The 26,240-nt window shown below is 72.8% G+C and carries 22 protein-coding genes and 2 tRNA genes; 5 read left to right on the top strand and 19 right to left on the bottom strand.

Going from position 1 to position 26,240, the window contains the following annotated elements:
* Positions 1-2 precede the first annotated feature (2 nt).
* Both OG392_RS13745 and OG392_RS13750 read right to left on the bottom strand, forming a co-directional pair.
* Positions 3-1,697 carry a glycosyl hydrolase family 18 protein gene (locus tag OG392_RS13745; protein WP_329279094.1) on the bottom strand — a complete coding sequence of 565 codons (1,695 nt, stop codon included), beginning with the start codon at positions 1,695-1,697 and terminating at the stop codon, positions 3-5.
* Positions 1,698-1,994: 297 nt separating this feature from the next.
* Positions 1,995-3,068, bottom strand: a complete 1,074-nt coding sequence (locus tag OG392_RS13750) for an LLM class flavin-dependent oxidoreductase (RefSeq protein ID WP_329279097.1) — start codon at positions 3,066-3,068, stop codon at positions 1,995-1,997.
* 423 nt (positions 3,069-3,491) lie between these two features.
* On the opposite strand from OG392_RS13750, the gene OG392_RS13755 reads away from it, so the two are divergent.
* Positions 3,492-4,250, top strand: coding sequence for an IclR family transcriptional regulator (locus tag OG392_RS13755; protein ID WP_306327246.1), 759 nt, complete (start codon positions 3,492-3,494; stop codon positions 4,248-4,250).
* 127 nt (positions 4,251-4,377) lie between these two features.
* Positions 4,378-4,451 (top strand) — tRNA-Lys (locus OG392_RS13760).
* Between the two features lie 80 nt (positions 4,452-4,531).
* On the opposite strand, the gene OG392_RS13765 is transcribed toward OG392_RS13760, so the two are convergent.
* The 4 genes from OG392_RS13765 to OG392_RS13780 form a co-directional block, all read right to left on the bottom strand.
* Positions 4,532-5,194 carry a response regulator transcription factor gene (locus OG392_RS13765; protein WP_329279099.1) on the bottom strand — a complete coding sequence of 221 codons (663 nt, stop codon included), beginning with the start codon at positions 5,192-5,194 and terminating at the stop codon, positions 4,532-4,534.
* Positions 5,125-6,429, bottom strand: coding sequence for a sensor histidine kinase (locus OG392_RS13770; protein ID WP_329279102.1), 1,305 nt, complete (start codon positions 6,427-6,429; stop codon positions 5,125-5,127). The genes OG392_RS13765 and OG392_RS13770 overlap by 70 nt, the downstream gene beginning before the upstream one ends.
* A gap of 242 nt (positions 6,430-6,671) precedes the next feature.
* On the bottom strand, positions 6,672-7,331 hold the full coding sequence (locus tag OG392_RS13775; RefSeq protein WP_329279105.1) for a response regulator transcription factor: 660 nt from the start codon (positions 7,329-7,331) through the stop codon (positions 6,672-6,674).
* Entirely contained in the window at positions 7,328-8,500 is a 1,173-nt protein-coding gene (locus OG392_RS13780) for a sensor histidine kinase (protein ID WP_329279107.1), read from the bottom strand. The genes OG392_RS13775 and OG392_RS13780 overlap by 4 nt, the downstream gene beginning before the upstream one ends.
* A 213-nt stretch (positions 8,501-8,713) precedes the next feature.
* Here OG392_RS13780 and OG392_RS13785 point away from each other — a divergent pair, with 213 nt between their 5' ends.
* Both OG392_RS13785 and OG392_RS13790 read left to right on the top strand, forming a co-directional pair.
* On the top strand, positions 8,714-9,634 hold the full coding sequence (locus OG392_RS13785) for an ABC transporter ATP-binding protein (RefSeq protein WP_329279109.1): 921 nt from the start codon (positions 8,714-8,716) through the stop codon (positions 9,632-9,634).
* On the top strand, positions 9,631-10,485 hold the full coding sequence (locus tag OG392_RS13790; RefSeq protein WP_329279111.1) for an ABC transporter permease: 855 nt from the start codon (positions 9,631-9,633) through the stop codon (positions 10,483-10,485). Before OG392_RS13785 ends, OG392_RS13790 begins: the two co-directional genes overlap by 4 nt.
* 29 nt (positions 10,486-10,514) lie before the next feature.
* Here OG392_RS13790 and OG392_RS13795 read toward each other — a convergent pair whose 3' ends face one another.
* The 4 genes from OG392_RS13795 to OG392_RS13810 form a co-directional block, all read right to left on the bottom strand.
* Complete coding sequence (locus OG392_RS13795; RefSeq protein ID WP_329279114.1) at positions 10,515-12,173, bottom strand: AMP-binding protein; 1,659 nt, start codon at positions 12,171-12,173, stop codon at positions 10,515-10,517.
* Positions 12,174-12,387: 214 nt separating this feature from the next.
* Positions 12,388-12,981, bottom strand: coding sequence for a lytic polysaccharide monooxygenase auxiliary activity family 9 protein (locus OG392_RS13800; protein ID WP_329279116.1), 594 nt, complete (start codon positions 12,979-12,981; stop codon positions 12,388-12,390).
* Between the two features lie 128 nt (positions 12,982-13,109).
* Positions 13,110-14,735, bottom strand: a complete 1,626-nt coding sequence (locus OG392_RS13805) for an SPFH domain-containing protein (RefSeq protein WP_329279118.1) — start codon at positions 14,733-14,735, stop codon at positions 13,110-13,112.
* A 922-nt stretch (positions 14,736-15,657) separates the two neighbouring features.
* Positions 15,658-17,040 (bottom strand): peptidoglycan-binding protein, encoded by a 1,383-nt coding sequence (locus tag OG392_RS13810; protein ID WP_329279120.1) that lies wholly within the window; start codon positions 17,038-17,040, stop codon positions 15,658-15,660.
* 184 nt (positions 17,041-17,224) lie between these two features.
* Between OG392_RS13810 and OG392_RS13815 the strand changes: the two genes are divergently transcribed.
* Positions 17,225-17,298: transfer RNA gene (locus OG392_RS13815), tRNA-Lys, on the top strand.
* A gap of 388 nt (positions 17,299-17,686) precedes the next feature.
* On the opposite strand, the gene OG392_RS13820 is transcribed toward OG392_RS13815, so the two are convergent.
* The 9 genes from OG392_RS13820 to OG392_RS13860 all read right to left on the bottom strand — a co-directional run bounded on the left by OG392_RS13820 (position 17,687) and on the right by OG392_RS13860 (position 26,237).
* Positions 17,687-18,361 (bottom strand): class F sortase, encoded by a 675-nt coding sequence (locus tag OG392_RS13820; protein WP_329279122.1) that lies wholly within the window; start codon positions 18,359-18,361, stop codon positions 17,687-17,689.
* Positions 18,358-19,032, bottom strand: a complete 675-nt coding sequence (locus OG392_RS13825; protein ID WP_329279124.1) for a PT domain-containing protein — start codon at positions 19,030-19,032, stop codon at positions 18,358-18,360. Before OG392_RS13825 ends, OG392_RS13820 begins: the two co-directional genes overlap by 4 nt.
* Before the next feature lie 74 nt (positions 19,033-19,106).
* Entirely contained in the window at positions 19,107-19,886 is a 780-nt protein-coding gene (locus tag OG392_RS13830; protein WP_015033821.1) for an HAD-IIA family hydrolase, read from the bottom strand.
* Positions 19,887-19,965: 79 nt separating this feature from the next.
* On the bottom strand, positions 19,966-21,504 hold the full coding sequence (locus OG392_RS13835; RefSeq protein WP_329279126.1) for an alkaline phosphatase family protein: 1,539 nt from the start codon (positions 21,502-21,504) through the stop codon (positions 19,966-19,968).
* Positions 21,505-21,665: 161 nt separating this feature from the next.
* Positions 21,666-22,724 carry a 2-aminoethylphosphonate ABC transporter substrate-binding protein gene (locus OG392_RS13840; RefSeq protein WP_329279128.1) on the bottom strand — a complete coding sequence of 353 codons (1,059 nt, stop codon included), beginning with the start codon at positions 22,722-22,724 and terminating at the stop codon, positions 21,666-21,668.
* A gap of 65 nt (positions 22,725-22,789) precedes the next feature.
* Positions 22,790-23,587, bottom strand: a complete 798-nt coding sequence (locus OG392_RS13845; RefSeq protein ID WP_329279130.1) for an ABC transporter permease — start codon at positions 23,585-23,587, stop codon at positions 22,790-22,792.
* On the bottom strand, positions 23,574-24,428 hold the full coding sequence (locus OG392_RS13850; protein ID WP_329279132.1) for a 2-aminoethylphosphonate ABC transporter permease subunit: 855 nt from the start codon (positions 24,426-24,428) through the stop codon (positions 23,574-23,576). The genes OG392_RS13845 and OG392_RS13850 overlap by 14 nt, the downstream gene beginning before the upstream one ends.
* A complete protein-coding gene (locus OG392_RS13855; RefSeq protein ID WP_329279133.1) occupies positions 24,421-25,482 on the bottom strand; it encodes an ABC transporter ATP-binding protein in 1,062 nt (353 codons plus the stop codon). The genes OG392_RS13850 and OG392_RS13855 overlap by 8 nt, the downstream gene beginning before the upstream one ends.
* Entirely contained in the window at positions 25,479-26,237 is a 759-nt protein-coding gene (locus tag OG392_RS13860; protein WP_443054770.1) for a phosphonatase-like hydrolase, read from the bottom strand. Before OG392_RS13860 ends, OG392_RS13855 begins: the two co-directional genes overlap by 4 nt.
* Positions 26,238-26,240: the final 3 nt, after the last annotated feature.

Here is a 26,240-nt window from a genome sequence, read left to right on the forward strand (position 1 = left end):
CCTCAGCAGGCGCCCTGGTCCTTCCAGACACCCCACTCGCCGGTGGTGCCGGGGGCCTCGTTCTGCGTCCACCACTGGGCGAGCCACTTGCGGCCGTTGTGGGAGACGACCGTGCCGCCGTTGTAGACCGTGCCGGCCACGTACGCCGGGACCGAGCCGCAGCCCGTGGGCGGGGTCGTCGGAGGCGTGGTGGGCGGGGTGGTCGGAGGCGTCGTCGGCGGAGTGGTCGGCGGGGTGGTCGGCGGGGTGGTGGTGGAGCCGAGCGCCGTGTTGATCTGCTTCAGCAGGGTGGCGTTCTCGTCCAGACCGAGGAGCGAGTACATCATCGCGCCGCCCAGGCCGCGCTGCTTGGCGTAGTCCACCCGGGCCTGGATGGAGCGCTGGTTGAGGCCGGTGAAGAACTCGCCGTCCTTGTAGAAGTACGAGGCCTTCGCCTGGTCGTCCCAGAAGGTCGTCGCCGCGTTGTCGACGATGCCGCCGAGCTCCTTGTAGTGCGCGATGCCGGCCTGCTGGCTGAGCGGGCGGACGTTGGAGCCGCCGGTCGCGGTGCCCGCGAGGCCGTTGGCGGACCCGGCCGGGACGCCCTTCCAGCCGCGGTAGTAGAACTCGTAGCCCAGGGTCAGCTTGTTGGCGGGGAAGCCGCCGGCGATGCCGTAGGCGGGCTTGCCGTCGATCCAGGAGTCGATCGCGTTGTCGATCGAGTACTTCTCGGTGCCCGGGGCGATCACGTCGGTCGGGTCGTTCGAGCCGGAGTACAGCGGGGACTGGTGGTACGTCGGCCCGTCGCCGTCCCAGGCGCCGTGCATGTCGTACGTCATGATGTTGGCGTAGTCCAAGTACTGGCCGATCTTGTCGGTCTCGATGTACTTGATCTTGTCCTGGCCGGCCGGCATGGCGGCGGTCAGCATGTACTTCTTGCCGCCGTTGGCGGCGCCGTACTCGTCGAGCTGCTTGCGGAACTCGGCGAGGAGCAGCGTGAAGTTCTGCTTGTCCTCGGGGGCGTAGTGGTTGCCCAGGTGACCGCCGGAGGAGCCGGGGTACTCCCAGTCGATGTCGATGCCGTCGAAGATGCCGGCCGCCGTGCCCGCGCCGCCGTAGCCGCCCTCGACGGGCAGGTTGCCCTTGATGTACTGGTCGATGCAGGAGGAGACGAGCTTCTTGCGGCTCGCGTCCGTCTTGGCCGCGTCGCTGAAGTACTTGGAGTAGGTCCAGCCGCCGAGCGAGATGTTGATCTTCAGGTGGGGGTACTTCGCCTTCAGTTCCTTGAACTGGTTGAAGACGCCCACGATCGGCTGGTCCCACTTGTCGGCGACGCCGTCGACGGAGTCGGCCGCGCTGAAGGACTTCTGGTAGTCGGCGTACGAGTCGCCCGCACCGTCACCCGCGTTGGGGTTGTTGTCGTCACCCGCGGCCTTGTTGGCCTCGAAACAGGTGAGGTTGGTGGGGTGGATGTTGCCGAACGAGTAGTTGATGACGTCCAGCTGGCCCGCGATGCCCCGGGTGTCGAGGTGCTTGGGGTAGAACGCGTTGCCGTAGACGCTCCACTGGTCGTAGTACGCGATGCGCACACCGCCCGCAGCGGCAGTGGTCGAGGTGTCGGCCGCCTGGGCGGAGCCCAGGCCGACGGTCGCCGCGAGGGCGCCGGCGGCGAGGGCCGTGCTGAGAAGCGCGGCGATCAAGGGCTTACGGGGGTGCACGTGCGGCCTCCATCGGGGGGAGTGCGGGGGTGGTGCCGTACAGGAGCTGGAGCAGTGATAACCGGCACGTGAACAGTGCGTCAATGGTCTGAACCAGATTGAGGACTAGACCAATTCGAGGAAGAAAGGCCTCGTCAGAGGCGCGCAGCACAAAACGGAACCGCCCGCCACCATCGGTGACGAGCGGTTTAAGGTTCACTTAGGGGTGGAGCGGGGCGGGATCCGTGCAGGAACCAACCGGCCCCGGGAACCGGGGTTTTTACCCGGGCGCCCCCGGCCCGGAACAGCGGGCGCGCCCTACTCCTCGGGCAGCTCGGGGAGTTCGTAGGCGTCCGCGATGAGCTCGTAGCTCCGCAGCCGCGCCTCCCCGCCGTGCGCGTTGGCCGTGATCATCAGCTCGTCCGCGCCGGTCCGCTTCCTGAGGTCGTCCAGGCCGGTACGGACCTCGTCCGGGGTGCCGTACACGATGTTCGTCAGCCACTCGTTCACGAACTCCCGCTCGGCGGGGCTGAACCCGTACGCCTCCGCCTCCTCCGGCGTCGGCACGAGACCGGGCCGGCCGGTGCGCAGCCGCAGCATCGCGAGGGCGCCGGAGAGAACCTGGCGGTGCGCCTGCGCCGCCTCGTCGGCGGCGAGCGCCGAGACGCCGATCATCGCGTACGGCGCGTCGAGCACCTCGGAGGGGCGGAAGGACTCCCGGTAGAGGTCGAGCGCCGGGATCGTGTTCCTGGCCGAGAAGTGGTGGGCGAAGGCGAAGGGCAGCCCGAGCAGGCCGGCGAGGCGCGCGCTGAAGCCGGACGAGCCGAGCAGCCAGACCGGCGGCCGTCCCTTCGGTCCCTGCACCGGGCCGGGCACGGCGTGGATCCGGGCGTACCGGTGGCCGTCCGGGAAGTCGTCGTCCAGGAAGCGGGTCAGCTCGGCGAGCTGCTCCGGGAAGTCGTCCGCGCCCTCGTTGAGGGTGGCGGTGCGGCGCAGCGCGGCGGCCGTCGCCCCGTCGGTGCCGGGCGCGCGCCCGAGCCCGAGGTCGATCCGGCCCGGGGCGAAGGCCTCCAGGGTGCCGAACTGCTCGGCGATGACCAGGGGGGCGTGGTTGGGCAGCATGACGCCGCCCGAGCCGAGACGGATGCGCGTGGTGTGGGCGGCGAGGTGGGCGAGGATCACCGCCGGGGACGAGGAGGCGACGCCGGGCATGGAGTGGTGCTCGGCCACCCAGTGCCGGTGGAAGCCGCGCCGCTCGGCGAGCCTGCTCAGCTCGACACTGGTGGCGAGCGCCTGGGTCGCGGTCCTGCCGCTGCCCACGGTCACCAGGTCCAGCACGGACAGCGGCACGGGCGCGGAGCCCCGCGCCTCTCCTCGAATAGCGTCGGTCACCTTCGGGACCCTCCTCGGCACACGTACGGACTCAGGGACGACCCGTGGATCGGCTGAACGACCCGCGGACCGGCTTGGACTCGATGACAACAGGAGGGTGTCTCCGTTTATTCCGGGGCGCCTCCGATGGTTATCGGCCACCGCGCGGGGCCGGAAGGCGACCGGAACGACCGCCACCGTGTCCGTTTCCCCATAAAAAATCTCGCGTTCCCCCAGGGCCGAACACCTACGCGAGCCCCCTCGCGCACGGCCCTGACCTGAGACTCTCGGGGTCACTCATGACCAGGGCATATGCCAGAGTGCCGCACCCGAGGCCAGGGCCCGGGCGCTCCGCATCATTCTCGCCAACAGCCGCCCCGCAAAAGGCCCTTGGCGGCTATCGTGGTACGAAAGCTTGCGGTCACAACCTGGTAGGGGGAAACCGTGGCGCTGAAGCCCGAGCCCACCGCGCCGTTCCACTCGGTGCAATACGCCTTGCGCGTCCTCGAGACGATCTCACGGCACGGTGGCGGAGTGACGGACGTCCAGATCGCGCGCGAAGCCGGCCTGCCCGTGGCACACCTCTCCTCGCTGCTCCTCATGCTCCGCCGTGAGGGGTACGTCGAGCAGGTCGCCGACGGCGCGTACGTGATCGGGGACTCCCTCGTCCTCCTCGGCTCCGGCATGACCCGCCGCGAGGCCCTGGAGGCGAAGCTCCAGGAGACCCTGACCGAACTGCGCGACTCCGTCGGCGCGGCGGTCTACATCAGCCGGTACATCGACGGCGAGGTGAAGATCACCCAGTTCGCCGACGGTCCGCGCACACCCAAGGTCAACGAGTGGGTCGACTTCCGCTCGGCCGCGCACGCCAGCGCGGTCGGCAAGTGCCTGCTCACCCAGCTCGACCAGAACGGACGCCGGGACCACCTGTCCCGGCACAAGATCGCCCGGCTGACCTCCCGGACGATCACCAGCGAGCGCATCCTCTTCTCCAAGCTGGACAGCCAGCCGCCGACCGTCCCGGTGCTCGACCTCCAGGAGTACGCGGTGGGAACGGTCTGCGCGGCCGTTCCGCTGACGGCCGGCTCGGCCGTGGGCTGCCTGGCCCTCTCCCTGCCGATCGAGCACGCCCACCGGCTGCGCTCGGCGGCGGACACGCTGAACCGGCGGGCGGCGCCGGTGGTCATGGCGCTGGCGATCTGAGAGACCCGGGCCCCGGGAGCCCCGGGAGACCGGCGTCGTCCGGGGCATTCGGGGGCCCTCGCGGCGTGGCCGCGCGGGGTGGTCATGAGCACCCCGCGGGACCGGGTAGTATTTTCTCTGTCAGCAAGCGCCGCTAGCTCAGTTGGTTAGAGCAGCTGACTCTTAATCAGCGGGTCCGGGGTTCGAGTCCCTGGCGGCGCACAGACGGAAGAAGCCCCTCGCGGAAGCGGGGGGTTTTTTCGTGTGCGGTGCCCTCGCGACGCGGGGTCTGACGGCAGGCCCTAGGCGCGGAGGTAGGTCAGGACCGCGAGGACCCGGCGGTGGGTGTCCTCGGCCGGCGGCAGATCCAGCTTCGCCAGGATGTTGCCGATGTGCTTGCCGACGGCGGCCTCGGTCACCACCAGACGGCGGGCGATCGCGCCGTTCGAATGGCCCTCCGCGACCAGGCCCAGGACCTCGCGCTCGCGCGGGGTCAGTGCCTCCAGCGGATCCCGGTGCCGGCGGAGCAGCTGCCGTACGACCTCGGGGTCGACGACCGTCCCGCCGTCCGCGACCCGGGCGAGCGCGTCCAGGAACTCCTCCACCTGGCCCACCCGGTCCTTGAGCAGATAGCCGACGCCGGTGCCGTCCCCCGCGTCCAGGAGATCCGCGGCGTAGCTGCGCTGCACGTACTGGCTGAGGACGAGGACCGGCAGCGCCGGGCGCTCGGCGCGGAGCGCGACCGCCGCGCGGAGCCCCTCGTCCTGGAAGCCGGGCGGCATCCGGACGTCGGTCACGACGATGTCCGGGCCGTGGGCGGCGACCGCCTCGCGCAGCCCGTCGGCGTCCCCGACGGCGGCGACGACCTCGTGGCCGAAGCGGGCCAGGAGCCCGATCAGTCCCTCCCGGAGGAGGACGCTGTCCTCGGCGAGGACGACGCGGAGCGTGCGCTCAGTGCGGGGCATGGGATCTCCACTCGGAGGAGGGTCGGCCCGCCCGGCGGGCTCATGATCGTCAGTGTGCCATCGAGGACGGCGAGGCGGTCGGCCAGGCCGGTGAGACCGGTGCCCGCGGCCGGGTCGGCGGCGCCGCGCCCGTCGTCCCCGACCTCGATCCGGAGGACGCCGGCGGTGTGCCGGGCGGTGATCGAGGCCCGGCTCGCCCCGCTGTGCTTGCCGATGTTGGCGAGGGCCTCGCAGCCGGCGAAGTATCCGGCGCTCTCGACGGACTCCGGCAGCCGGGGCAGTTCGACATCCGTGGTGACGGGCACGGCGGACCGGTCGGCGGCGTCGGCGAGGGCCGGGCCGAGGCCGTAGTCGGCGAGGACCTGTGGATGGATGCCGTGGATCAGCTCGCGCAGCTCGGTCAGCACCCGCCCCGCCTCCGCGTGCGCCTTCGCCAGCTGGTCGGCGAGCGGGCCGCCCGGCGGGGCGTCGAGACGGGCGAGCCCGAGGGTCATCGTGAGGGCGACCAGACGCTGCTGGGCGCCGTCGTGCAGATCGCGTTCGATCCGGCGGCGCTCGGCCTCGAAGGCGTCGACGAGCCGGGCGCGGGAGGCGATGACCTCGCCGATCGCGCCCTGCCCGGCGGCGTCGCGGGGGGTGAGCAGGGCGCGCACGAGGGCGGCGCGGGCGCCGGCGACGGCGGCGAGCGGGTAGGCGAGGGCGACGAGGAGCAGGGCGCCGAGGAGGGCGGCGCCGAAGGCCTCCGGGTAGGAGGTCACCAGATACGCCTTGACGACCTTGGCCTCCTCGCCGTCCACGGCCAGCTGGACCGGCGCGCTGAGGAGCAGCACGGGCAGGCCTATGCCGACGGCGACGACGAGGAGGTCGAGCGGCCACAGGACGGTGGCGAGGAGCAGGGCGTACGCGAACTCCCGCCAGGTCGCCTGCTCCCCCACCCGGAGCCGGAGCCAGGCGGCGAGGCCGGGGGCGGCCGGGACGCGGTGCGGGTCGGGAGCGGGGTCGAGGTCGACGAGGCGGAGACGGCGGCGCTCGACGCCGCCGACGGCGAGGCCGGAGAGGAGGAGCGGGGGCAGCCCGACGAGCAGCACGGAGAACAGCCCCAGCAGCACGAACACGGCACAGGCGACGGCCCCGAGGAGCGCGCCGGTCGCCAGGTAGGCGACGGACCTCCAGGGCCATGAACTGCGCGGGAAGCGGGGGCGGGTGAGCGCCTGCCAGGGGGTACGGGGAGCCATGCGGCCAGATTAGGGGCGGGGTGGGACCGGGGCGATGGGCCTACCGGGCGTACGGGCACTAGCCCTGGCCCTACCTCCAACAGCCCCTGCTGCCCTCCCGCACACCCACGGGAACCGCCCCGGTCGCGGCCGCCGCCCACCCCGGTCGCGGCCGCCGGGAACCCCCGGTCGCGGCCGCCGGGAAACCCGTGAGCGGCGGCCGGGAACCCCGGCTCCGGCCTCGCGGAAGCCGTGTGGTCCGCTCAGCCGGGCAGCGTGACGAGCCCCGCCTCGTAGGCGGTGATCACGAGCTGGACCCGGTCCCGGGCGCCCAGTTTGGTGAGCAGCCGGGACACGTGCGACTTGGCGGTGGCCACCGTGATGAAGAGGTCGTCCGCGATCTCGGTGTTCGTCCGGCCGCGCCCGATGAGGGTCAGGACCTCCCGTTCCCGCTCGGTGATGCCCTCGACCGGACGCGGGGAGCTCCGCGCGGGGCGCCCGGCGAAGTCGGCGATCAGCCGGCGCGTGACGGCGGGCGCGATCAGCGCGTCGCCGGCGGCGACCACCCGGATCGCCGCGAGGATGTCGTTCAGGGCCATGTCCTTGACCGCGAAGCCGCTCGCCCCGGCCCGCAGCGCGCCGTAGACGTGGTCGTCCTCGTCGAAGGTGGTCAGGACGAGCACCCGCGTCGTGGTCGGGCCCGCGGTGATCAGGCGGGTGGCCTCGATGCCGTCCATCCCGGGCATCCGGATGTCCATCACCACGACGTCGGGGCAGGTGTCCCTGACCTGCTGGACCGCCTCGGCGCCCGTCGCGGCCTCACCGACGACCTCCAGGTCGGGGTGGTCGGCCATGACCAGGCGCAGCCCTGACCGCACCAGGGGCTGGTCGTCGGCGAGGACGACGCGTACGACGGCGGTCACCGGGCCTCCGCCGCTCCGACGGGGGCGGGCAGCGGCAGCCGGGCCGCCACCCGGAAACCTCCCTCGGGACGTGTCCCGACGCGGAGTTCCCCGTTCAGCAGGGCCACCCGTTCCCGCATGCCCACGAGACCGAAGCCCTGGGACGGGCCGTTCCCGGTGGCACCGCGCCCGTCGTCGACGACCTCCACGGTCAGCTCCTCGTCGCCATGGTCGATGAGCACCCGACAGCGTCCGGTGCCCGCGTGGCGGACCACGTTGGTCAGCGCCTCCTGAACGATACGGAAGGCGGACAGGTCGATGTCGCCCGGCAGGGGGCGTTCCTCCCCGCTGCGGCGCACCTCCACCTGGACCCCCGCGTCGGCCGTGGCCGCCGCCAGCCGGTCGAGGTCCGCCAGCCCCGGCGAGGGCCCGAAGGCCGCCGGGTTCTCCGGGGACGCGGCGACCGGGTCCGCCTGACGGAGTGCCACCAGGGTGCGCCGGAGCCCCGAAAGGGTCTCCCTGCTGGTGACCTCGATGGCCCGCAGGGCCTCGGCGGCCTCCGTGGGCCGGGTCCGGATGACCTGGCTCGCCGCCCCGGCCTGGATGGCGATGATGCCGATGCTGTGCGCGACCATGTCGTGCAACTCCCGTGCGATCCGCAGCCTTTCCGCGATCACGGCCTCGGCCGTCTCCTGGGAGCGCAGCACCGCCGCGTGCTCGCGGCGCTCGCGGCTCAGGAGCCCGCCCGCGCAGGTCACGGCCGCCGCCAGGAGGGCGACCAGGACGTCGACGATCAGGTCGTCCCCGTGCGAGAAGCCGCCGATGACCAGGAGCTGGACGAGGAGGGACCCGGCCACGGCGGCGATCGACGTGCGCCGTGGCCGGGTGGCGACGATGAGGCCCAGGACGAGGTCCACGGCCAGATACGACAGGAACCGGCCCTGGTACGAGGCCGCCAGCTCGGCACGGGGGCCCTGAGGGCCCACCACCACCGCGGTGGATCCGAGGAGCGTGAGCGCCAGGGCCAGGAGCGGCGCGCGGCGCACCACCCCGACGAGCAGGCTCAGCGCGAGCAGCGCCCCGACTCCGTGGACCGTGCCCGAGGCGCGGGGGGCGCCTCCCACGAGCAGAGCCACCGTGAGGAGGTACAGCGCGCCTCCCGACCAGGCCGTGATCTTGGTTCCCGTCATCGCTGGTGTGGCCTCTCAGGAGGAAGAGGAAGGCCACGCTGTGCGGTGCGCACGGGGAGCGGGGCGGTCGGCAGGGCATCCATCCCCCGACACTATCCAGGCGCCGCCCCCGGGGAATCGGCCCGTGGACGTACGCCCACGGGCGAACGCGGCCGCGGTCTTGCCGTCCACGGCCCGATGACCGGACGAGGCCCTCCCGGCAGGGTTGTTCCCGTGATCGAAGTCAACGAACTCACCAAGCGATACGGCGGCAGGACCGCCGTGGACCGGCTGTCCTTCACCGTGCGGCCGGGCCGGGTCACCGGCTTCCTGGGCCCCAACGGCGCCGGCAAGACCACCACCCTGCGGATGATCCTCGGCCTGGACGCGCCGACCGGCGGCACCGCCACCGTCGGCGGCGTCCCCTTCGGCAGCCGCTCACGCGGCCTGCGGCACGTCGGCGCGCTCCTCGACGCGGGCCAGGTCCACGGCGGGCGCACCGCCGCCTCCCATCTGTCCGCCCTGGCCCGCAGCAACGGGATCTCCCCGCGCCGGGTGGAGGCGGTGCTGCTCGAGGTGGGCCTGGCCGAGGCCGCGTCCCGCCGCGTCGGCGGCTTCTCGCTCGGCATGAAGCAGCGGCTCGGGATCGCCACCGCGCTGCTCGGCGACCCGCCGGTGCTGCTGTTCGACGAGCCGGTCAACGGCATGGACCCGGAGGGCGTGCTGTGGATGCGCCGCCTCTTCCGGCGCCTCGCGGCCGAGGGCCGTACGGTCTTCCTCTCCAGCCATCTGATGTCGGAGATGGAGAACACCGCCGACCAGCTGGTCGTCATCGGCCGGGGCCGGCTCATCGCCGCCGAGTCGGTGCGGGACTTCGCCGCGCGCAGCGCCCGTTTCAGCGTCGTGGTGGGCACCCCGCAGGCCGCCGAGCTGGCCGCGGTACTGACCACCGCGGGCGCCTCCGTCGAACCGGAGGGCTCGCCCGGCACCGAGAGGATCGCCGTGACCGGGCTCCCGGCGGACCGGATCGGAGCGCTCGCCTTCGAGAACCGGATCCGGCTCCACGAGCTGACCACCCGGTCCGCCTCCCTGGAGGAGGCCTTCATGGAACTCACCGCCGACAGCATCGAATACCAGGCAGGACAGCCCCGATGACTCCAGCAACCGCCGTCCCCCCGGCCACCTCCTTCCCACCCGTCACCGAGCCGCCCGCCCGCTTCCGTGACCTGCTCGCCTCCGAGTGGATCAAGATCCGGTCCCTGCGCTCGACCCCGTGGGCGCTCGCGCTCATCTCCCTGTTCGTCATCGGGTCCGCCGCCGTGGCGGCACTGGCGGCGACCGACGACCTCCGGACGACGAGCCCGGCCGGGAAGGCCGATCAGGGATTCCTCGTGTTCGCCGCGTTCCCCCCGGCCGGGTACATGACGCTGATGCTCGTCGCCGGCAGTGTCGGCGCCCTCACCGTCGTGAGCGAGTACAGCAGCGGTCTGATGCGCACCACCACCGTGGCCGTGCCCGCCCGTGGTGCGGTGGTCCTGGCCAAGGCGGTCGTCACCGCCGCGCTGTGGACCGTGGTCGGCGCGGCCGTCTCCACCGGCGGCTTCCTGGTCTCCCAGGCCGTCCTGAACGGAGAGCGGGCCGGGGTTCCGCTCACCCATCCCGGAGTGCTCCGTGCGCTGGTGGCGTCCGCCCTGCTGGCCCCGGTCTCCGCGCTGGTCGGCCTCGGCCTCGGCGCGCTGCTCCGGCACAGCGCCGCCACCATGGTCACCAGTGCCTTCACCCTGGTGATGCTGCCGCCGTTCTTCTCGCAGAGCGCCCGATGGTCCGCCGCCGTCAGCCATGCGATGCCGGTCACGGCGTGGAAGCGCCTGGCCCAGACCTGGGAACCGGAGCCCGAGTCGCTCGCCCACAGCGCCACCGTCCCCGGTTCGTGGGCCGTGTACGCCCTCTGGCCGCTGATCGCGGTGGTCCTCGCCGTGGTGGTCGTGCGGCGCCGCGACGTGTGAACGGGACGGGTGGCCGCGGCTCGTGGGCGTCAGGGGTGGCGGGTGGGATCCGGGTACTGCGGGCGGAGGGTCTCGGCCGTCGCCTCCGTCAGGCGTTCGTACGTGGTCCCCGCCCCGGGCCGCCACCAGACGGGGTCCCCGCAGAGGAAGGACTCGCGGCGCAGAGCCACCCGATGGATCTTGTTCGTCGCCGTGAGGGGGAGCTCCGGCATCACCCGGACGAAACGCGGCGGCATCTTCGTCCCCAGGTCCCGCTGCTCCGCGAGGAACGCCGCGAACTCCGCGGGATCGAAGACCGCCCCCTCGCGCAGCGCCAGCGCCGCCATCACCTGGTCCCCCGCCACCGGGTCCGGTATCGCGTAGACCGCCACCCCCGCGGCCCGGTCCCAGCGGGCCAGGATGTGCTCGATCATCGCCGCGGCCAGGTTCTCGCTGTCGACCCGCAGCCGGTCGTCCGTACGGCCCGCGAAGTAGAGGTAGCCGTCCGCGTCCCGGTAGAAGAGGTCGCCCGTCCAGTACCAGCCGTCGCGCAGCCGCGCCGCCTCCGCCTCCGGGTTGCGCCAGTAGCCCTCGAAGGCGCTGCGGCCCCGGTTGACGAGTTCCCCGACCGCCTCGGCGGCGTTGAGGAGCCGGCCGGTGGCGGAGAAGCGGGCCGACTCGCACTCCCGGCCCGTCTCCGCGTCCACGACCGCCAGGTCGTCGGTCGGCGCCGCCCGGCCCACCGCGCCCGTCGGCGTGCCCGGCGTCCGCTGGATCGACGCGCCGCCCTCCGAGGAGCCGTACCCCTCCACGAGCGGCACCCCGAAGCGCTCCCGGAAGCGCGCCGCGTCCACCGCTCCCGCCTCCGTGCCGAAGCCGAGGCGGAGCCGGTGCGCGCGGTCCTCGGGGGTGGGCGGGGTGGCCAGGAGGTACTGCACCGCCCGGCCGACGTAGGTGAAGTAGGTGGCGTCGAAGCCCCGTACGTCCGAGAGGAAGCGGGAGGCCGAGAAGCGGGCCCTCAGCGCCACCCCCGCCCCGGCGACCAGCGCCGGTGCCCAGTCCGCGATCACCGCGTTCCCGTGGAACATCGGCATGCAGACGTAGTGGACGTCGTCCGGCCCGACGGAGAAGTGGGATGCGAGCGAGGCCCCGGCCGCCGCCAGCCGGCCCTGGCCGCAGAGCGCCGCCTTCGGCGCGCCCGTCGAGCCGGACGTGAAGGAGAGCAGGAAGCGGCTGTCGGGCCGTACGGGGCCGAGGCGCGCGTCGCCCGGGCGGGCGGAGGCGCACGGCGCGAGGAGTTCACGGTACGCGTCGGTGTCCGTGACCAGGATCCGCACGCCGGGCAGCGGAAGGCCGTCGAGGAGCGGCAGGTGGGCGCGCTGGGTGACCAGGACCCGGCAGGCCGTGTGCCGGATGTCGCGGGCGAGTTCGGCACCGCGCCGGGTGGGGTTGATCCCGGCGACGGCGGCCCCCGCGAGGGCCGCCGCGCTGAGCCAGAGCGGGTACTCCGGCGTGTTGTCGAGCAGGATGCCGAGGTGCGGCTCGCCTCCCGGCACGGGGGGCATCAGGTCCACGAGCAGGGCGGCCCGCGCGGCGGCGCCGGCGGCGACCTGGTGGTGGGTGAGGGTGTGGTGCTCGTCCCTCAGCCCGATCCGGTGGTCGCCCCATTGGCGCCGTACGAGTTCCGCGACGGTGTCCGCACCCCTCATGGGCCGGACTGTAACTGACGTATCGTCAGAACTGAACGCCTCGCCGGGCTCCGAACGGCCGGGGCTCACCGGCCGTCCGGCGCCCGGCGCCCGTCAGGGTCCGGCCCGTCGGGGCCCGACCCCCCTCAGGGTCGGGAGCCCGTCCGGGACACGGCGTCCGTCAGGGCCGGCGTCCGCCGCGATGGGGCGCACGGTCAGAACTCGCGACGGGCGATCAGAACTTGACGTCCGAGCACGCGTAGAACGCGTTCGACGTGTCCGCGATCGTCCACACCGCCAGGATCAGATGGCGGCCCGTCTTGCCCGCCGGGATCGTCCCGGAGTGCGAGAGGGTCGCCGGCGGCTGCTGATTGTTGTAGGGGACGGTCAGGAACGGCTGGGGGTCCAGCATGGCCCGGGTCAGCTTCTGGCTCGGGTTCCAGCCGTTCTTGGTGATGTAGTACTTGAAGTCGGTGGTGGCGTGCCGGGCCGTGAACTGCCAGCGGAAGCTGTAGCTCTGCCCCGACGTGAGCTGTGTCGCGGGCCACGCACCGCCCCTCGGGTCGTCCAGCTGGGCGAACTGCGAGAGCCCGGCGGAACAGATCTTGCCGTCGGCGGGACCGGCGGCGGGGAAGCCCTTGGGGCCCTCGACCGACTGGGGCTCCCACTGTATGGAGCCGCAGTTGGTCACGGTGCCGTTGGCGCAGAGCTTCTGACGGCTGATCGGCGAGTCGGTGTAGCCGTGGCTGCCGGCGCTACCGGTGGCGAAGAGGGTGACGCCGGCGACGCCGAGCGCCACCACCGCCGCCCCGACTGACTTTTTGCGCATGCTTCGCTCCTGGAGAACGTGGGGGAGTTCCGTCGGGCCGTGCGCGCACGCGTGCGGTGGTACGTCGTACCGATTTTGGTCTGGACCAAGTACCAAGGTATGGACGGAAGTTGAACATGTCCATCCCTTCACGCCCCCTCTACAGGACCCGTCCGCCCCGTGTAGAACGCCACCGTCAGGTCCTTGACCAGCGCCTTGCGCTCGTAGTCGTCGAGCTCCACCAGACCACGACTGGTCAGCCGGTGGACCACGTCGTCCACCGCGTCCACCACCGAGGTGAGCACGCTGTCCCGGTGCTTCGCGTCGATCGCCGCGATCCGGCGCCGGCGCATCGCCGCCGCCACGTCCGGCGCGTACTCGATGCGGGTCGGCTGCGCCGAGAACACGTCCACGCCCACCGGGGCGCACTCCGCCGACAGCATCCGGGTCAGCGCCTCGCCGACGGCCTCCGCGTCCCGGAGCGTCGGGGCGTCCTCGTGGAAGGCGTCCGCCGGAAGCTGCGACAGCACCCGCGCCATGGCCGCCTCCACCTGCTCCCGCAGATAGTCCTCGTGCCCGTCGACGCCGAGCGCCGCCCGGACGGTGTCCCGCACCCGCCACACCACGAGCACGGTGACGTCGAGCGCGGTGCCCTTGGCGTCCACCGCCGACAGCGGCTCACTGCGCCAGTGCCGGAGCCGTACGTCGACACGGCGCCGCAGCAGGAGCGGGCTGACCCAGAGCAGTCCGGTACGGCGGACCGTGCCCCGGTAGTCGCCGAACAGGGTCAGCACCCAGGCGTAGCCGACCCGGCCGCGGCCGAGCCCGCCGAGCGCGAACAGGGTGAGGACGACGCCGAGCGCGAGGAGCGCCCACTGGCCGAGATGGATGCCGTTGTACGGACGTCCCGGCAGCCGCAGCATCCGGGCCGCCTCCTCGGGCACGGCCCCGGCCCACCACACGACCGCCGCGCATCCGGCGAGCGCGAGCGCGCCGCCGACCACCCCGACCCATCCGGGCAGCACCGGCCCGGGACGCTCGACGAGGGCGGGGTCGGCGGTGGGGGCGGGCCGGGAGGGGTGGGCGGAGACGGCGACGGGGGGCTTGGCGGCCTGCGTCCCGGGGCGGGCCTTGGGCTGCGCCGCGGACCGCGCCGCGGGATGCGGGTCGAGGGACGCGTTGAGGGAAGTGGCCGGCGGGGACGTCGGCTTCAGCTTCGGTTTCGGCTTCTGCTTGGACTTGGCCCGCCGCGCGGGCTCGGTCCCGGCGGCGTCCGCCGGGGGCTGCGCCTGGTTCGGGGCCGCGACCTTCGAGGGGCCCGGGATGGCGGGACCCGTGCCGTTCCTGGACAGCGTGGGCGCGGCCATGGCGACGGTGTCGGGACCTCCGTCGTCCTCGCCGGCCGTGAAGGGCACGGCGTTCCGCGGCTCGTCGCGGAAGAGGAGGTGCACCGGGATCGAGCCGGTGGTCTCGGCCCCGATCACGTTCCTCCGCCGCGCGACCCGCACGACGGCGGCGACGGGCACGGCGACGGCGGCGACACCGGCCCCGGCGATCCGCCCGAAGTCAGGGGTGTCAGCGCGGCCGGCGGGACGGTCGGGCCCGGGATCGACGGTCGGCGCGGCAACCGCGACGGGAACCGCCGCGGGACCACCGGACCGCACGGTGACGGTGGCCTTCGAGGGCGAGGGGGAACCGGGACGGGCGTGCCGGCCCGCGCCGGACGTCGCGGTGCCGGGGTAGGCGGGCACGACGGGCTGGACCCGGGTGACCACGGGGGCGGCTCCGGCCGTGGCCGAAGTCCCCGCCGCCGCACCGGAAGCGGGGGCGGCCGGGGGTACGGACCCGACCGGGCGTGCGGCACCGGCCGGGGGCGCGGACCCGACCTGGGACGTGGCGCCGACCGGGGGTGCGGACCCGGCCGAGGGTGAGGACCCGGCAGGGAGCGTGGTGCCGGTCTGAATCGCGGACTCGACCGGGGGCCTGGCGCCGGCCGGGGACGCGGTGCCGACCGGGAGTGCGGACCCGGCCGGGGACGCGGTGCCGACCGGCCGGACCGGTAGTGCGCCGGAAGGCCGCCCCGCGTCACCCGGCTGCGGACCGACCGGCCCGGCCCCCTGCCCCGGCGAAGTGCCGGCCGGGTCCTTCGACGTGTCCGTTCTCGTCGCCGCCTCCGCCGCGGCGCCGCCTCTCGCACCCGGTTCGGGCCACACCGGGACCCTGCGCGCGGTCCCCGGCTCCGCAACGGGCGCCGAGGGTGCCGACCCGCCCGCCGCAGCGGGCTCCGGCGCGTCGCCCACGACAGGCGCGGGCGCGGCACCGGCCGACGCGACCGCCTCCGCGACGGCACCTTCGGGCGTCGGCGTGCCGCTCTCCGCGGCTGCGCCCGCCACCGGCGCGCCCTCCCCCGGCTGCCCCGTGACCGACGGCGCGGGCGCATCCGCCGTAACCGCCGTCTCCGTCAGCCCCGTCGGCGCGGTCGGTTCCGTCGGTTCCGTCGGCGCGGTCGGCTCCGTCGGTGTCTCACGTCGGGTCGGCGGAGTGCCCGGGGGCGCGCCCTGGGGAGGGGACGTGCGCGGGAGGGTGCCGTCCGTCAGGCGGCGGGCCGTGCGGGCCGCGTCACGTGAGGCCGCCGCGCCGGAGTCCGCGGGGTTCGGGGTCGATGCCGTCATTCGGGTCCACCTCATGCTCTCGGGGTCATCGGAACAAGCGCCGCCAGGTCTCCGGGCCCGGGTAGCCGTCGGCCGCTGCGCCGCGCCAGCCCTGTGCCCGCTGGAACGCCTCGACGTTGCGGCGGTCCGCCTCCGTCCAGCGCGGACCGGGTCCCGACAGGTAGTGCTTGCCGAAGCCCCGCTTCACCAGTTGTTTGCCCAGCTTCTCCACATATGCGTTGGATTGGCCCGGACGGAAGGAGCCACGCCCGGGAAATGCCGTCGCATTCGAACTCGACCCGCTCGAACCACTCGAACCGCCGATGTCCTTGCCCCCGCCGGTCACGAGGAGCTTCCACGTCTCCGGGCCGGGCAGGCCGTCCGCCTCCTTGCCCTTCCAGCCCTGCGCCAGCTGGAACGCCTGCGTCGCGCGCCGGTCCGCCTCGCCCCACTTCGGGCCCGGCCCCTTGCTGTAGTACCTCTTGCCGCCGCGGTCGACGAGGAGCCGCCCGAGCTGGGTGATGTACGCGTTGTCGGCGCCCGTGCCGAACATCGCCACGCCGGGGTACGGAGTCGCCGCCTGACTCGCCCCGCCGGTGCCGCCGGCGGCCAGGCCCTTGTACCGGTAGGCCACGTACCGGCTGGAGTTCTCCCAGTACGCCATCGGCGTCGCCTGCTTCCGCGTACGCGGCTTGGTCTGCTCGTACGCGACGTAGGAGGTGTGGGTGTAGTCGGTCCAGCCGCCGAAGATCGTGACGTGCGAGCCGCGCGTCGGGTTCGCCGGGTTGTGGAAGAGCAGGATGTCGCCGGGCTGGAGCTCGGTGCGGTCGATGCGGTCGGCGAAGCGGTCGAGGCTGCCGGTCCACTCGTTGGCGCGGAGGTTCCAGGCCATCGAGATGTAGCCGGAGCAGTCCTGGCGGTAGCCGTCCGACCAGTACTTCTCCATGGAGTACGGGACCTGGGCGGTCACCCACAGTTTGGCGCGGTTGACGATCTCGGTCCGGGTCGTCGTCCGCAGCGTGCCGGTCGAGATCTGACTGGTCGTCGGAGTCGCGTTCGGGGAGGGCCGCCCGCCGGGGCCCGGGGCTCCGTGCAGTGGCCCGCGGCCGCCCTGGGGGGTGTCGGGCTCGGGATACGCGGCGCGCGCGGACGCGTCCGCCGGGTCGGTCGCGGCGGACGCGTCCGCGAGGTCCGCGGGGGTGAACGGGACGGAGGGCGGCGGGAGGGCCGTCGCCGCGGCGGCACCACCGGCGCCGAGGGCGACGCCCGCGGCCGTCATCAGGACCAGGGCACGCCGCGCGCCGTGCGCCGCCGGATGCCCGCCCACCCGGACCGGCAGGCCGAGCGCGAGGTCACGCCGCTGCCGGGCACAGCCCGGGCAGCCGCAGTCGGCCGCGGGTACGAACTCCTCGAAGACCGGCACGCTCATGCGATTCCCCTCCACACTCGTCAAGATCTTTTGGCCCTTGGTTTCGGGCGTCAGTGTCTCAACTGTCTGGACAAATCGCATTTTGACGGATCGAAGGCCTGATAAGACCATCCGACAGGCCGGAGGTGACCGTAATTGGTCAGGAGCACACCCGGACGTCGGGTAGAGTTCTCTCTGTCAGCAGGCGCCGCTAGCTCAGTTGGTTAGAGCAGCTGACTCTTAATCAGCGGGTCCGGGGTTCGAGTCCCTGGCGGCGCACGCAGAGTCAAGACCCCCTCACCGATGGTGAGGGGGTCTTGGTCGTTTTCCGGCCATCTTCGCCGACGCGAACGGGCGGGAGACGCGGGCCGGTTCCCAGGAGCTCGGGTCGCGCGGCCGTCGCGGCCCGGGGTGCGGTGGAGCGGCGCGCGGGCGGATCGGTCGTGAGCGGCGTGACACGACAGTCCTCTGGGCCGGGCGGGGCAGGGCCCTTACAGTGTCCGGAACCTCGACCTCCCGCGGCGGCGCCGGGCCCCTCCCGCGTCCGTGAGCCCCGCGGTGGAGGACCGGCCCGGTCGGCGGCGGCGGGACGCCCGCCGTCGACCGGGGCCAGGTCCGCCCAGGTCCTCCTGCCGGACCCGGTGGTCGCTTCCGGGCGGGTGTCCGGTCAGGGTGCGGTGGCCGCTGTCAGGTAGGCCGAGACCACCACGTTCGCCGTGTACGCGTTCGACCCGCGGTCGAACGTGCCGCCGCACGTGATCAGGCGGAGTTCCGCCCGATGGGGGTCGCGCGCGCCGTAGACCCTGGCCGCGTCGAAGTCCTCGCGCGGGTAGACCTGGACGTCGTCCACCGTGAACTCGGCGACCGATCCGTCCGTACGGGTGATGCGGACCTTCGCGCCGGGGCGGGCCGCGCTCAGCCCGTAGAAGACCGCCGGCCGTGTCGCCGTGTCGACGTGGCCGACGAGGAGCGCCGGGCCCGCCGCGCCCGGCCGGGTGCCGGAGCCGAACCAGCCGACCGTGTGCGGCATCTCGTACGGCGGCGGATCGATCGCCCCCGTGCTGTCCAGGCCCCGCGCCACGACGGGCGCGGCGATGCCGAGGGACGGGATCTCGACCCGGCGGGGCTCGACGGGTGCGAGCGGGTCCCTCGCCGGGGGCAGGGCGACGCCGAGCGGCCTGCCGACGGCGGCGATGTCCCCGGTGGTCGGCGCGGAGCCGGCCCCGGGGCCCTCGGTGACCTCGCGTCCCCACATCCAGAGCCCGAGCAGGAGCAGCGCCCAGGCCACGCCGGTGACGAGTCGCCCGGTGCCCGCCGGGCGGGAGCCGGACGGCGCCGTCATTCCGTACCCGGCCCCGAGCCCGTACCCGTACCCGTACCCGCGTCGCGGCGGCGGGAACTGCGGAAGGCGACCGCCACGGCGGCGACGGCCGCGAGACCGAGGCCGAGCAGGGTGTACGGGGTGCCGAGGCCGCTCTCGCTGGTGGTCTGGGCGACACCGGGCGCGGCCGGGGCGGCGAAGGCGGCGGTGCCGCCGCCGCCCGCGCGGACCGGGGCGACCGGGCTCGGGTGGTGGGTCGGCTCGTGCGTCGGCTCGTGGCTCGGCCTGTGCGTGGGCTCGTGGGTCGGCTTGTGCGTCGGCTCGTGCGTCGGCTTCTGGCGCTCGACGCGCACGGTTCCGACATCCGGGTGGTCGTGACCGTCACAGGTCACGCTGACCCGGTACGTGCCGTTCTCGAGCCGGGTCTTGATCGTGGTGTCGCCGAACAGCGGGGCACCCCCGCCGTCCCGGCCGGTGAGTTCGGCGTCCGCGACGAACGCCGGGGACTTCGCCGCACCCGTCGTGCCCTTGCAGCCCTGGACGCGGACGTCGATGTCGGCGCCGGGCGAGGCGGTGGACGGGGTGATGGTGACCTTCACCCCGTCGTGGGCGTACGCGCTACCGGCCGTGGGTGCCAGTACGAGTACCAGGGCCGCCCCTGCGGCACGGAGAGCAATGGGACCTGAACGCATCGTGACCTCCTGATACTGGCAGGGTCACCCGGATCGGGGCTTCTCGCATCCGCAGGGGCGCCGGCGGGCGGCCGCTACACCCGGTCGACGATGTCCGCGATCGACTTCACGATCTTGGACGGGCGGAACGGGAAGCGGTCGATCTCGGCCTCTCCGGTGAGGCCGGTGAGGACCAGGAAGGTCTGCATGCCCGCCTCCAGGCCCGCCAGGATGTCGGTGTCCATCCGGTCGCCGATCATGGCGCTCGTCTCGGAGTGGGCGCCGATGGCGTTCAGGCCGGTGCGCATCATGAGCGGGTTCGGCTTGCCGGCGAAGTACGGCTCCTTGCCGGTGGCCTTCGTGATGAGCGCGGCGACGGAACCGGTGGCCGGCAGCGGGCCTTCGAGGGAGGGGCCGGTCTCGTCCGGGTTGGTGCAGATGAAGCGGGCGCCGGCGTTGATGAGCCGTACGGCCTTCGTCATCGCCTCGAAGGAGTACGTACGGGTCTCGCCGAGCACTACGTAGTCCGGGTCGTGGTCGGTGAGGACGTAGCCGATGTCGTGGAGGGCGGTGGTGAGTCCCGCCTCGCCGATCACGTACGCGGTGCCGCCCGGGCGCTGGTCGTCGAGGAACTTGGCGGTCGCGAGGGCCGAGGTCCAGATGTTCTCGACGGGGACCTCCAGGCCCATCCGGGCGAGGCGGGCGTGCAGGTCACGAGCCGTGTAGATCGAGTTGTTGGTGAGGACCAGGAAGGGCTTCCCGGTCTCCCGCAGCTTCCTGATGAACGCGTCGGCGCCGGGGATCGGCACGCCCTCGTGGATGAGGACGCCGTCCATGTCGGTCAGCCAGGATTCGATCGGCTTGCGCTCTGCCATGGGTGCGGGACTCCTGCCGTACAGACGTGCGGTGTGCTGGGGGCGCCGCGACAGCGCTGTGGCGACGCCCCCAGCCTAATCAAGAGGTCGTGACCTTGACCCCGTCGATCACCCAGTACCAGTTGTTGGCACCGGTGTAGCGGAAGCGGAAGCTCACGCTGGACGCGCCGGCCGGGACGGCGACCGTGAGGGACTGGGGCTGCGAGACGACGTCGGCGGTGTAGCTCTTCACGAGGGTCGGGGCGCCGCCGTTGAAGACGGCCTGGACCTGTGCGGTCTGGCTGCCCTCCTGGCGGTAGAAGGTCGTGAAGTCCAGGGTGACCCGGCTCGCGCCCGCCACGCTGTACGCCGGGGTGACCAGCGTCGAGTCGTACGTTCCCGAGAACGCCTTGTCCGCCCACTCGTCGGAGTCGGCGACGGCGAAGACGCCCCGGGCACGCACGTTCAGCTCGCGGGACTGGTCGCGCTGGGAGCGGGACCAGAACTCGTCGGTGGTGAAGGACCAGCCGCGCCACTCGGCCATGCCGCCGGTGCCCATGGCGTTGTCGATGACGGACCAGCCGCCGGGCGCGGTGTGGGTGAAGCCGAGGATCCCGGCGGGGATGCCGGTCTCGTCGACGCGGCCGGCGAGCGACCCGTACAGGCTGTCGAAGGGGTCGGTGGAGCGCTCCTGGACCGGCTTGCCGTCGAGGCCCCAGGACGCGGCGGGGGTGATGCCGAGCTGGCGGAAGACGGTGGCGGCGACGTCGACGAGCCGGGTGTCGATGGGGCGGGCTCCGGCGGCGATGCCCGGGCCCTGGGCGAGGACGAAGGTGCGCCGCTCCTCGATGGAGGAGCCGCCGTGGCCGCCGCCGTCGGTGTGACCGTGGTCGGTGGCGACGATGACCGTCCAGCGCTCGGTGGCGTACGCCGGGCGGGCCTTGATCGCGGCGAGCAGCCGGCCGAGGTAGCCGTCCTGGACGTCGATCGCGTCGAGGTACTTGCTGTGCGCGGCCCCGTAGTTGTGGCCGATCTCGTCGGTCTCGCCGAAGTAGACGAAGAGGACGTCGGGGTTCTGGTTGCGCAGGATGTCCTCGGTGATGTCGGTGATCACGAGGTCGTTGACGACGTAGTCGTTGTCGTAGACGAGCTTGGCGTCGGCGCCGGGGGTGACGGTGCCGTGGGTGTCGAGCTCGGGCCAGTCGACGGCGGCGAAGAGCGAGAGCTCGGGGCGGACCTGGTTCAGGCGGGCCAGGAAGCCGGGGTACCGGCCGTAGTTCTTGCCGGCGAAGGTGTTGTCCTTCACGCCGTGCTTGTCGGGCCAGACGCCGGTGGAGACGGTGGACCAGCCGGGGCCGGAGGAGGTCGCGGCCATCGGGCCGGCGTAGAGCAGGGAGCGGCCGAAGGTGCCGTTCGCCATGAGGGACTTGAGGTGCGGGGCCTTGGCGGCGTCGATCCGGTCGTGGCGCAGGCCGTCCATGCCGACGACGAGGACCTTGTCCTTGCTGGTGCCGTCGGGGAGCGTGGGCGCGGCGGCGGCCAGGGCGGCGGGGGCGGTGGCGAGACCGGTGGCGGCGACGGCCGCGGTGGCACCGGCGGCGGCGAGCACGGTGCGTCGGGAGATGCCGGTGATCGGCATGTCGGAGTCCTCCGTGGGCGGGGTCGATGGGGTACGGGGACGCGCCAACGCCCCTGATTCCTCAGGGGCGTTGATCGTCGGTCCGTACCCGTTATCTTTCCGCGATGTCCGGGGGCGTTCCAGGGTCGTGCGGTGAACTCTTGGTGGCGGGAGGCGATGTGTCAGCTGCCCGTGGCCGACTTCCACGCGTCGACGTACGTCTTGAGGTTCTTGTCGATGTCGGCCCAGTCCGGCTCGAAGACCTCGACGCCCTGCATCAGTTCGGCCAGTGCGATGGCGTTGGCGTCCGTGGCCTTGACGTCCTTGCGGGCCGGGAAGCCGCCGCCGATCGCGCTGACCTCGCGCTGGGCCCCCTCGGTCAGCATGAAGTCGAGGAGCTTCTTGCCGTTCTCGGTGTGCGGGGCCTTGGCCACCAGGCCGGCCGCGTACGGCAGGGCGAAGGTGGTGGGCCTGCCCGCGCCCTTGGCCGGGAACCAGATGCCGAGGTTCGGCATGGACTTGGACTGGGCGAAGTTCATCTGCACATCGCCGTTGGCGACGAGGAGCTCGCCCTTGTCCACCTTGGGGGCGAGCTTGGAGGTGGAGGAGGACGGTCCGACGTTGTTGGCCTGGAGCTTCTTCAGGTACTCCATGGCCGGCTCCCGGCCGCCGAAGTCGTGCATCGCCTTGATGAGGACGGCGGTGCCGTCGCCCGCGACGCCGGGGGTGGAGTACTGGAGCTTGTCCTTGAACCGGCCGTCGAGCAGCTCCTCCCAGGAGGTGGGGGCGGCGGGCAGCTCCTTCTTGTTGTGGATGAAGCCGAAGTAGTTGTTGACGACCGAGGTCCAGGTGCCGTCGCTCGCCTTGTCACCCCCGCCGACCTGGTCGGCGCCCTGCGGGGTGTACTTCTGCAGGAGGCCCTTGGAGCCCGCCTGCTGGATGAAGGGCGGCAGGGTCACGATGACGTCGGCCTGGGTGTTGCTCTTCTCGCGGAGGGCGCGCTGCACCATCTCCCCGGAGCCGCCCTCGACGTACTCGACCTTGATGCCGGTCTTCTTCTCGAAGTCGGCGAAGACCTTGTCGTACCAGCCGTCTCCCGCCTCGCCCTTGAGGCCGTCGGCGCTGTAGACGGTGACGGTCCTCTCGTCGGACGCGGCGGAGGAACCACCGCAGGCGGTGAGGCCAGCGGCGAGGACGAGGGAGCCGGTGACGGCGGCGATCGGCTTGGCGTACGAACGCATAACGTCGTTTTCTCCTGAAGATCTTGAGCGGAAGGACGCTCGGGGAAGGTCGGGGGACGGCAGATCTAGCGGAAGGAAGCCTTGGTACGGATGCGGGAGACGGCGAGCAGGGCCAGCAGGGTGGTGGCCATGAGGACCACGGCCAGCGCCGATCCGGTGAAGAGGGAACCGCGGTCGGTGGCGGTGAAGATGAGCACCGGGAGCGGCATCCAGTCCGGCGGGTAGAGCATCATCGTGGCGCTCAGCTCGCCCATGGACAGGGCGAAGCAGAGTCCGGCGGCGGCGTTCAGGGAGGGCAGCAGGAGCGGCAGCCTCACCCGGAGCAGGACGTACGAGGGGCGGGCGCCGAGACTGGCCGCCGCCTGCTCGTACGAGGGGTCGAGCCGCTGGATCGCGGCCGACACCGACTGGTGGGCGAACGCCGTGACGAGCACGGTGTGCGCGAGGATCACGATCCAGCGCGTGCCGTTGAGGAGCACCGGCGGCTGCGAGAAGGCGACGAGGACGGCCAGGCCGACGACGACGGACGGCACGGCGACCGGCAGCATGAACAGCGCGTCGAGGACCCTCTTGCCCTTCCTGCCGAGCGCGGCCCCGGCGAGCGCGGCCCAGGTGCCGACGGTCAGCGCGATCAGGCTCGCGGTCAGGGCCGTCACCAGGCTGGTGGTGAGGGCCTGGAGGGACTCCCCGCGGACGGCCGCCGCGTAGTGCCCGGTGGTCGGTCCGGAGGGGAAGGCGCCGGACCAGTTCGTGGAGAACGAGGCGGCGACGATGACCAGGAGGGGGAGGGCGAAGAGCGGGACGAACAGGACGGCGAAGGTGGCCCAGGCCGTCCACCGGCCCGTACGGCTATGCACCAGCACGTCGGCTCACCCCCCGGTAGAGGAGGTAGAGGCCCACGGAGAGGGCCACGTTGACGACGGCGACGACACAGGCGGCCGCGTAGTCGGACTCGAGAATCGCCTTGCTGTACACGAGCATCGGGAGGGTCGTGACGCCCTTGGCCCCGGTGAAGAGCACGATCCCGAACTCGTTCAGGCACATGACGAGGACGAGGCTGCCGCCGGCGGCGAGCGCGGGCAGCGCCTCCGGCAGGATCACCTGCCGGACGATCCGCAGCGGCCGGGCGCCGAGCGAGGACGCGACCTCCAGCTGGGCCGTCTCCATCTGCGAGAAGGCCGCGAGCAGCGGCCGCATCACGAACGGGGTGAAGTACGTGATCTCGGCGAGGAGGACGCCCCACGGGGTGGTCAGGAACCGGAAGGGGCCCGAGGGGTCCCCGGTGACGTCCGTCCAGACGCCGTTGGCCATGCCGACCGTGCCGTAGAGGAACAGCAGGGCGAGGGTGATCAGGAAGGACGGGAAGGAGAGGAAGACGTCGATGAACTTCGACACCGCCTTCCCGCCGGGGAACGGGACGAACGCGATCACGACCGCGAGCACGAAGCCGAGGACGAGGCACCCGGCGGTGGAGGCGACCGCGAGCCACACCGTGGTGACGAGGGCCTCGCGGAAGGACGTGGAGGCGAAGACGTCACCGTACGCGCCGGGGGCCATGGACTCCTGGACGACGAGCGCGAGCGGGTAGAGGAAGACGACGGCGAGCACGGCGACGGGTGGGAGGGCCCAGACCCAGCCGGGGGTGGAGCGGTGGGTCCGGGTGGCCGTCGCCGCCGGGGCGGCGGTGCTCACGGCGCTAGCCATCGGAGACCCCCGCTCCCAGGAGCACCGCGTCCTCGGGTGCGAAGTGCAGCGTGACCTCGGTCCCGAGCAGCGGTGTCTCCCGCAGCTCCCGCACGTCGGCCTTCACCCGGTGGCCGCCGACCTCCACGTACAGCCGGTGCGTGGACCCCCGCCACTGGACCTCGCTGATCCGGCCGCGCAGCGCGTTCGGACCGTCCCCGAGGCCGACCAGATGGGGCCGGACGCAGAGGGTGGCGCCCGCGCCGGGGACCGGACCGGGCGTGCCCTCCCCGGCGACCTTCAGCTCGGTCCCGTCGAAGACGACGCCGTCGCTGCCGACCGTCACCGGCAGCAGGTTGGCGTTGCCGACGAACGAGGCGGTGAACTCCGTGCGCGGCCTGCGGTACAGGTCCTGCGGGGTGCCGCAGTCCTGGAGCCGGGCCTTGTCCATGACCGCGATCCGGTCCGCGAGGGTCAGCGCCTCGACCTGGTCGTGGGTGACGTACAGGATCGACACCTCGGGCAACTCGCGGTGGAGGCGCGCCAGTTCGGCCAGCATGCCGGAGCGCAGCTGCGCGTCGAGCGCGGAGAGCGGCTCGTCGAGGAGGAGGACCTGGGGCCGGATGGCGAGGGCGCGGGCGATGGCGACGCGCTGCTGCTGGCCGCCGGAGAGCTCCCGGGGGTACCGGTGGGCGTAGGCCGCCATGCCGGTCATCTCCAGGGCCTCGGCGACCCGGCCGGCGATCTCGCCCTTGGGGACCTTCTGCGCCTTGAGGCCGAAGGCGACGTTGGCCTCGACCCGCAGGTGCGGGAAGAGGGCGTACTGCTGGACGACCATGCCGATCCCCCGCTTGTACGGCGGGAGGCCGGTGACGTCACGGTCGCCGATGAGCACCCGCCCGGAGGCCGGCCGCACGAACCCGGCGACGGCCCGCAGCGCGGTGGTCTTGCCGGAGCCCGAGGGCCCGAGGAGGGCCATGACCTCGCCGGGCTCGACGGTCAGGTCGAGCCGGTCGAGCACGGTGGTGCCGCCGTACGCGACGGACACGGCGTCGAAGCGGATGCCGCTGGTCATGCGTCCGACTCCCCCAGCAGCGAGGGCAGTTCGGCGATCGAGGTGAGGACGTGCGTCGCGCCGTGCTCCCTGAGCGCCGCCTCGTCGTGCGCACCGGTCAGGACGCCCGCGACGATCCCGGCGCCCGAGCGGACCCCGCTGAGCATGTCGTACGAGGTGTCGCCCGCGACCACGAGCTGCCGGACGTCGTCCACGGCTCCGGTACGGAGGAAGGCCGCGAGGACCATGTCCGGGTACGGGCGTCCGCGACCGCCGGCGTCCGCCGGGCAGAGGGTCAGTTCGACCAGGTCCCGCCAGCCGAGCGCGTCGAGGATGGCGTCCTGGGTGACCCGGGCGAACCCGGTGGTGAGGACCACCCGGCGGCCCTGGGACCTCAGTTCGGCGATCGCCTCGGCGGCGCCGGGTACCGGGGCGATCCGGCCGCCGGAGACCAGTTCGCCGTAGGCCGCCTCGAAGGCCAGGTTGGCCTGCCGGGCGCGGGCCTCGTCACCGCCGAAGAGGTGGCGGAAGACGGAGATCTTGGACTCGCCCATGGTGGCGCGGACGTAGTCGATCATCGTGGCCGGGTCTTCGCCGAGCCGCTCGGCGGCGGCGGTGAAGGCCTGCTCGACGAGGCCGCCGTCGGCGACGGTGGTGCCGGCCATGTCGAGGACGACGAGGCCGTGCCCGTCCGCGGAGTCCATGCGGTTCACGCGGTCCGTGGGGTTCGTCCGGTCCGTGGGGTTCGTCCGGTCCGTGGGGTTCGTGGGGTTCATGTG

The organism is Streptomyces sp. NBC_00691, from assembly GCF_036226665.1.
In the GTDB taxonomy this organism is placed as follows: Bacteria; Actinomycetota; Actinomycetes; order Streptomycetales; family Streptomycetaceae; genus Streptomyces.

What these genes read in the sequence shown, in the direction of transcription:
- OG392_RS13780 (WP_329279107.1), bottom strand. Translation starts at nt 8,500, where the DNA reads ATGACGGGAACCAAGATCACGGCCTGGTCGGGAGGCGCGCTGTACCTC.
- OG392_RS13800 (WP_329279116.1), bottom strand. Translation starts at nt 12,981, where the DNA reads ATGCGCAAAAAGTCAGTCGGGGCGGCGGTGGTGGCGCTCGGCGTCGCC.
- OG392_RS13810 (WP_329279120.1), bottom strand. Translation starts at nt 17,040, where the DNA reads ATGAGCGTGCCGGTCTTCGAGGAGTTCGTACCCGCGGCCGACTGCGGC.
- OG392_RS13830 (WP_015033821.1), bottom strand. Translation starts at nt 19,886, where the DNA reads ATGGCAGAGCGCAAGCCGATCGAATCCTGGCTGACCGACATGGACGGC.
- OG392_RS13795 (WP_329279114.1), bottom strand. Translation starts at nt 12,173, where the DNA reads ATGAGGGGTGCGGACACCGTCGCGGAACTCGTACGGCGCCAATGGGGC.
- OG392_RS13860 (WP_443054770.1), bottom strand. Translation starts at nt 26,237, where the DNA reads ATGAACCCCACGAACCCCACGGACCGGACGAACCCCACGGACCGGACG.
- OG392_RS13790 (WP_329279111.1), top strand. Translation starts at nt 9,631, where the DNA reads ATGACTCCAGCAACCGCCGTCCCCCCGGCCACCTCCTTCCCACCCGTC.
- OG392_RS13765 (WP_329279099.1), bottom strand. Translation starts at nt 5,194, where the DNA reads ATGCCCCGCACTGAGCGCACGCTCCGCGTCGTCCTCGCCGAGGACAGC.
- OG392_RS13770 (WP_329279102.1), bottom strand. Translation starts at nt 6,429, where the DNA reads ATGGCTCCCCGTACCCCCTGGCAGGCGCTCACCCGCCCCCGCTTCCCG.
- OG392_RS13855 (WP_329279133.1), bottom strand. Translation starts at nt 25,482, where the DNA reads ATGACCAGCGGCATCCGCTTCGACGCCGTGTCCGTCGCGTACGGCGGC.
- OG392_RS13820 (WP_329279122.1), bottom strand. Translation starts at nt 18,361, where the DNA reads ATGACGGCGCCGTCCGGCTCCCGCCCGGCGGGCACCGGGCGACTCGTC.
- OG392_RS13825 (WP_329279124.1), bottom strand. Translation starts at nt 19,032, where the DNA reads ATGCGTTCAGGTCCCATTGCTCTCCGTGCCGCAGGGGCGGCCCTGGTA.
- OG392_RS13850 (WP_329279132.1), bottom strand. Translation starts at nt 24,428, where the DNA reads ATGGCTAGCGCCGTGAGCACCGCCGCCCCGGCGGCGACGGCCACCCGG.
- OG392_RS13835 (WP_329279126.1), bottom strand. Translation starts at nt 21,504, where the DNA reads ATGCCGATCACCGGCATCTCCCGACGCACCGTGCTCGCCGCCGCCGGT.
- OG392_RS13840 (WP_329279128.1), bottom strand. Translation starts at nt 22,724, where the DNA reads ATGCGTTCGTACGCCAAGCCGATCGCCGCCGTCACCGGCTCCCTCGTC.